The 6,021-nt window shown below is 71.8% G+C and carries 5 protein-coding genes and 1 pseudogene; 5 read left to right on the top strand and 1 reads right to left on the bottom strand.

Going from position 1 to position 6,021, the window contains the following annotated elements; genetic code table 11:
• Nucleotides 1-1,754, bottom strand: a 1,754-nt coding sequence (ilvD, locus tag ABYX71_RS09905) for a dihydroxy-acid dehydratase (RefSeq protein ID WP_372696336.1), incomplete at its 3' end; no start/stop codon positions are given.
• A 99-nt stretch (nucleotides 1,755-1,853) separates the two neighbouring features.
• Between ilvD and ABYX71_RS09900 the strand changes: the two genes are divergently transcribed.
• From ABYX71_RS09900 to ABYX71_RS09880, 5 genes and pseudogenes are all read left to right on the top strand, one after another.
• Entirely contained in the window at nucleotides 1,854-3,311 is a 1,458-nt protein-coding gene (locus tag ABYX71_RS09900; RefSeq protein ID WP_372696335.1) for a cobyric acid synthase, read from the top strand.
• Nucleotides 3,308-3,832, top strand: coding sequence for a bifunctional adenosylcobinamide kinase/adenosylcobinamide-phosphate guanylyltransferase (cobU, locus tag ABYX71_RS09895; protein WP_372696334.1), 525 nt, complete (start codon nucleotides 3,308-3,310; stop codon nucleotides 3,830-3,832). Before ABYX71_RS09900 ends, cobU begins: the two co-directional genes overlap by 4 nt.
• Entirely contained in the window at nucleotides 3,829-4,881 is a 1,053-nt protein-coding gene (cobT, locus tag ABYX71_RS09890; RefSeq protein ID WP_372696333.1) for a nicotinate-nucleotide--dimethylbenzimidazole phosphoribosyltransferase, read from the top strand. Before cobU ends, cobT begins: the two co-directional genes overlap by 4 nt.
• Nucleotides 4,878-5,621 (top strand): adenosylcobinamide-GDP ribazoletransferase, encoded by a 744-nt coding sequence (gene cobS / locus ABYX71_RS09885; protein WP_372696332.1) that lies wholly within the window; start codon nucleotides 4,878-4,880, stop codon nucleotides 5,619-5,621. The genes cobT and cobS overlap by 4 nt, the downstream gene beginning before the upstream one ends.
• A gap of 108 nt (nucleotides 5,622-5,729) precedes the next feature.
• Nucleotides 5,730-6,021, top strand: a pseudogene (locus ABYX71_RS09880) (hypothetical protein); the annotation flags it as partial.

Genomic DNA, 6,021 nt, shown 5'->3' with positions numbered 1-6,021 from the left:
CGTTGGCGATCCCGGGGCTGCCACGGCGTGGCCGATTGCTCCACCGCCGCGCGGCGCTGGCCGAGTTCGGCGTCATCCACCGCCAGATGGATGCGCCGGGCCGGGATGTCGATCTCGATGCGGTCCCCGTCCTCGACCAGGGCGATCAGGCCACCGGCCGCCGCCTCCGGCGACACGTGGCCGATGGACAAACCGGAGGTGCCGCCCGAGAAACGGCCATCGGTGACCAGTGCGCAGGCCTTGCCGAGGCCCAGGGATTTCAGGTAGCTGGTCGGATACAGCATTTCCTGCATGCCGGGACCGCCGCGCGGGCCCTCGTAGCGGATCAGCACCACGTCGCCGGCGGCAATGCGCTTGCCCAGGATGGCCTCCACCGCGGCATCCTGGCTCTCGAACACGCGGGCCGTGCCGGCAAAGCGCAGGATGGACTCGTCCACGCCGGCGGTTTTGACGATGCAGCCGTTCTCGGCCAGGTTGCCGTACAGCACGGCCAGCCCGCCGTCGCGGCTGTAGGCATGTTCCAGCGTGCGGATGCAGCCCTTGGCACGGTCGGCGTCGACCTCCCAGGTGCGGTCCTGGCTGAAGGCCACCTGCGTCGGCACGCCGCCCGGCGCGGCGCTGTACAGGCGCTGCGCGGCGGGTTCTTTCGATGCCGCGATGTCCCAGCGGGCCAGCGCGTCCTTCAAGGTCGGCGCGTGCACGGTGGGCACGGTGGTGTCCAGCAGGCCGGCGCGGTCGAGCTCGCCCAGGATGCCCAGCACGCCGCCGGCGCGGTGCACGTCTTCCATGTGATAGACCTGCGTCGACGGCGCCACCTTGCACAGGTGCGGCACCTTGCGCGACAGGCGGTCGATGTCGGCCATGGTGAAGTCGACCTCGCCTTCCTGCGCCGCGGCCAGCAGGTGCAGCACGGTGTTGGTGGAACCGCCCATGGCGATGTCGAGCGCCATGGCGTTCTCGAACGCCGCCCGCGTGGCGATGCCGCGCGGCAGGGCCGTGGCATCGTCCTGCTCGTACCAGCGCTGGGTCAGCGCCACGATGCGCCGGCCGGCCTCCTCGAACAGCTCGCGCCGGAACGCGTGCGTGGCCAGCAGGCTGCCGTTGCCCGGCAACGACAGGCCCAGCGCCTCGGTCAGGCAGTTCATGGAGTTGGCGGTGAACATGCCCGAGCACGAGCCGCAGGTGGGGCAGGCGCTGCGCTCCATGGCCAGGCTTTCGGCGTCGCTGACGGTGGGGTCGGCGGCGGCGATCATGGCGTCGATCAGGTCCACGGCCACCTGCTCGCCCTTCCACTGCACCTTGCCGGCTTCCATCGGCCCGCCGGACACGAACACCACCGGAATGTTCAGACGCATGGCCGCCATCAGCATGCCCGGCGTGATCTTGTCGCAATTGGAAATGCACACCAGCGCATCGGCACAGTGGGCGTTGACCATGTACTCGACGGCGTCGGCGATCAGCTCGCGCGACGGCAGCGAGTACAGCATGCCGTCATGGCCCATGGCGATGCCGTCGTCGACGGCGATGGTGTGGAACTCACGCGCCACGCCGCCGGCCGCCTCGATCTGCCGCGCCACGATGTCGCCCAGATCCTTCAGATGCACGTGCCCCGGCACGAACTGCGTGTACGAGTTGGCGATGGCGATGATCGGCTTGCCGAAATCGCCCTCCTTCATGCCAGTGGCACGCCACAGGGCACGGGCGCCGGCCATATTGCGGCCGTGCGTGGAAGTGTGGGATCGGTAAGCGGGCATGACGCGGCTCCAGAGGCGATCAGATCCTTATTTTACCGGCCACCGGCAGTGGACCGGCGGCGATAATGCGCAGCCCGTCCCACTGCCTGTCCGTTTCCCATGCCGGCCAGCACCTTGATGATCCAGGGCACCACTTCGGATGCCGGCAAAAGCGCGCTGGTCACCGGGCTGTGCCGCTGGCTGCACCGGCGCGGGGTGCGCGTGGCGCCGTTCAAGCCACAGAACATGGCGCTCAACAGCGCGGTGACGGTGGACGGCGGCGAGATCGGGCGCGCCCAGGCGGTGCAGGCGCAGGCCTGCGGCCTGCCTCCGCACAGCGACTTCAACCCGGTGCTGCTGAAACCGGCCAGCGATGTCGGCGCCCAGGTCATCGTGCACGGCCGGGCGCGCGGCAACCTCGACGCCGTCGGCTACCACGCCTTCAAGCCCCTGGCGATGGAGGCGGTGCTGGCCTCGCACCGGCGCCTGTCCGGGCACTACCAGGCCATCGTGGTGGAAGGCGCCGGCAGCCCGGCCGAGATCAACCTGCGCGACGGGGACATCGCCAACATGGGCTTTGCCGAGGCCGTGGACTGTCCGGTCATCCTGGTGGCAGACATCGACCGCGGCGGCGTGTTCGCGCACCTGGTCGGCACACTGGCGCTGCTGTCGGCCTCCGAACGGGCGCGCGTGAAAGGCTTCGTCATCAACCGGTTTCGCGGCGACATGGCCCTGCTGCAGCCGGGTCTGGACTGGCTGAGCGCGCACACCGGCAAGCCGGTGCTCGGCGTGCTGCCTTACCTGCACGGCCTCACGCTGCCGGCCGAGGATGCCCTGGCGCACGAACCGCGCACCGGCACCGACGTCCGCCTGCGGGTGATCGCGCCGGCGCTGCCGCGCATCAGCAACCACACCGACCTCGACCCGCTGCGCCAGGTACCGCAGCTGGACCTGCACTGGATCGGTCCCGGCCAGGCCATCCCGCCGGCGGACCTGCTGGTGCTGCCCGGCTCCAAGGCGGTGGCCGCCGACCTTGCCTGGCTGCGCCAGCACGGCTGGGAAGCGGCCATCCACCGGCACCTGCGCTACGGCGGCCGGCTGGTCGGCATCTGCGGCGGGCTGCAGATGCTCGGCACTGCCATCCACGACCCACACGGCGTGGAAGGCCCGCCCGGCAGCGTCGCCGGGCTCGGCCTGCTGGCGCTGGAGACCACCCTCGCCACCGACAAGACCCTGCGCGAAAGTCAGGGCCGCCTGCACCTGGCCGACGCCCCGGTGCGCGGCTACGAGATTCACCACGGCATCAGCCACGGCCCCGCCCTGGCCCGCCCCGCGCTGCAACTGAGCCACGGCCCGGACGGCGCCGTCAGCGAGGACGGACAGATCCTCGGCACGTACCTGCACGGCCTGTTCGACACACCGGCCGCCTGCCAGGCACTGATCCGGTGGGCCGGCCTGTCGCAGACCGACGCGGTGGACGGGCGGCAGCTGGCCGAAACGGCCATCGAGCGTCTGGCCGACGCCGTTGCCGATCACCACAACACCCGTGCACTCGACACCCTGCTGGAGTTGCCATGAAAACCCTGATCCTGGGCGGCGTGCGTTCGGGCAAGAGCCGCCTGGCGGAGCGGCTGGCCGCCGGCAGCGGACTGCCGGTCACCTACGTCGCGACGGCCACCGCGGGCGACGCCGAGATGGCCGCCCGCATCGCCGCCCACCGCGCGCAGCGGTCCATCGACTGCACGGTGGTGGAAGCGCCGATCGCGCTGGCCGACACCCTGCTCCGGCACGCCCGGGAAGACGCCTGCCTGCTGGTGGACTGCCTGACCCTGTGGCTGACCAACCTGCTCATGCAGGACGACGCCACCGTGCTGGAGCGCGAGCGCGCCGCGCTGGTGGCCGTAATCGACCAGCTGCCCGGCCAGCTGCTGCTGGTCGGCAACGAGACCGGCATGGGCATCGTGCCGCTGGGCGAACTCAGCCGCCGTTACTGCGACCTCGCCGGCACCCTGCACCAGACGCTGGCCGCCCGCTGCGAGCGGGTGCTGCTGACCGTGGCCGGACTGCCGCTGGCACTCAAGGGTGCCCCCGTCACATGAACGACTGGCTGCACGCCCCCTGCGCCGTGCCCGACGCCGGCGCCGCCGCCCGCGCCGCGGCGCACCAGGCACGGCTCACCAAACCGGCGGGCGCGCTCGGACGCCTGGAATCGCTGGCCGTACAACTGGCCGCCTGGCAGGGCACCGACCGGCCCTCGCTGCAGCACGTGCGTGCCTGCGTGTTCGCGGCCGATCATGGCGTGGCGGCCCACGGCGTGTCGGCCTACCCGCAGGCCGTCACGGCGCAGATGGTGGCCAACTTCCTGTCCGGTGGCGCGGCCGCCAGCGTGCTGGCGCGCGAGCAGGGCGTCGCGCTGGAGGTGGTCAACCTGGGCACGGTCGGGCCGGTGGCGGAGCACCCCGGCCTGGTGAACCGCCCCATCGCCGCCATGACGCACGATTTCACCACCACCGCGGCCATGAGCGGCGCGCAGCGCGACACGGCGCTTCAGGCCGGGCGTGACGCCGTGCGGCGGGCGGCCGACACCGGCGCGCAGATGTTCATCGCCGGCGAGATGGGCATCGGCAACACCACCGCCGCCGCGGCCCTTGCCGGCGCCCTGCTGCGGTTGCCGGCGACACGGCTGACCGGTCCCGGCACCGGCCTGGCGCCGGACGGCATCCGTCACAAGACGCGGATCATCGAACGCGCACTGGCGCTGCACGGCGCGCACTGCACCGATCCTCTGGAAGCGCTGCGCCGGCTGGGCGGGTTCGAGATCGCCGCCATAGCCGGCGCCGCGCTGGCCTGCGCGCAGACCGGCCTCCCGCTGCTGGTGGACGGCTTCATCACGACCGCCGCCGTGCTCGCCGCCTGCCGGCTGCAACCGGCGGTGCGTGACTGGTGCCTGTTTGCCCATGCCTCTGCCGAGCCGGGTCATCAGGCACTGCTGCAGGCGCTCGACGCGGAACCACTGTTGGCCCTGGGACTACGCCTGGGCGAGGGCAGCGGCGCGCTGACGGCCCTGCCGCTGCTGCGCCTGGCCTGCGCCACACACGGCGCGATGGCAACCTTCGAGTCAGCCAAGGTGAGGGAGCGCTTGCCATGATGAACCACCTCCTTCGGCCCCTGGGCCTGGCTCTGGGCCTGTTGACGACGCTGCCGACGCCGGTGCCCCGGGAACCCTCCTCGCAGGAGTGGGGGTTCGCACCGCTCATGTACCCGCTGGTCGGCCTGGTGCTCAGCGCGCTGCTGCTGGCCGCCGGCAGGTTGGTGTTCGAACTGCCGCCGCTGGTGGCCGCCGCGTTGCTCTTGACCTTCTGGACACTGCTTTCCGGCGCCATGCACCTGGATGGCCTGGCCGACTGCACCGATGCGCTGGCCGCCGGGCACGGCGACAGTCAGCGACGGCAGGCGGTGCTGCGCGATCCGCACGTCGGTGGCCTGGCGGTGGTGGTCCTCGTTCTGCTGCTGCTCGGCAAGTACGCCTGCATCGCCGCCGCGCTGGAGCGCGGTGACCTGGTGCCGCTGCTGCTGGCGCCGGTGCTGGCGCGCACGGCCACCCTGGCCCTGATGTGCACCCTGCGCTACGTCAGCCCGGGCGGCATGGCGGAAACCATCACCACACACCTGCCACGGCGGCGCGGACGTCAGGTTCTGGCGGTCGTCGCGCTGCTGGGGCTGTTCCTGGCGCCGCTGGCACTGCTCGGCGCCGCGGTGGTGACCTGGCTGGTCGGACGCGCCGCCCGGCGGCGCCTGGGCGGTGCCACCGGCGACGTCTACGGCGCCGCCATCGAGCTGGTGGAGCTGACCGTCCTGCTGTTGCTGACGCGCCCTGCCGGCGTCTGACACCCGCGCCCGGACAGGCGCCCGCCGGTACAATAGGCAGTGCCACGGGGGCGCAACGCCGCCGGCTGCCAATCGCGATTCCGACCTTCCACCTGTACGGGTTCCACCATGCACGCTCGCCTTCCCGCTTACGCCGTGGCCCTGGCCGCATTGACGGTGGCAGCTAGCCTCCCGGGCTGTGCGTCGAGTACAGCCGGCAACGTGTACTCGCGCGCCGAAACGCGTCAGGCACAGGTGGTCAAGTACGGCACGGTCGAGGCCATCCAGCCGGTACGCATCGAAGGCTCGCGCACGCACATCGGCACGGTGACCGGCGCGGTACTGGGCGGCCTCGCGGGCAGCACCGTTGGCGGTGGCACCGGCCAGAAGGCCGCCGTGGTGGCCGGCGCCGTGGCCGGCG

Source organism: Immundisolibacter sp. (assembly GCF_041625615.1).
Lineage (GTDB): Bacteria > Pseudomonadota > Gammaproteobacteria > Immundisolibacterales > Immundisolibacteraceae > Immundisolibacter.
Note: the sequence above shows the minus strand (reverse complement) of the source record. Positions and strands in the feature narration are given on the sequence as shown.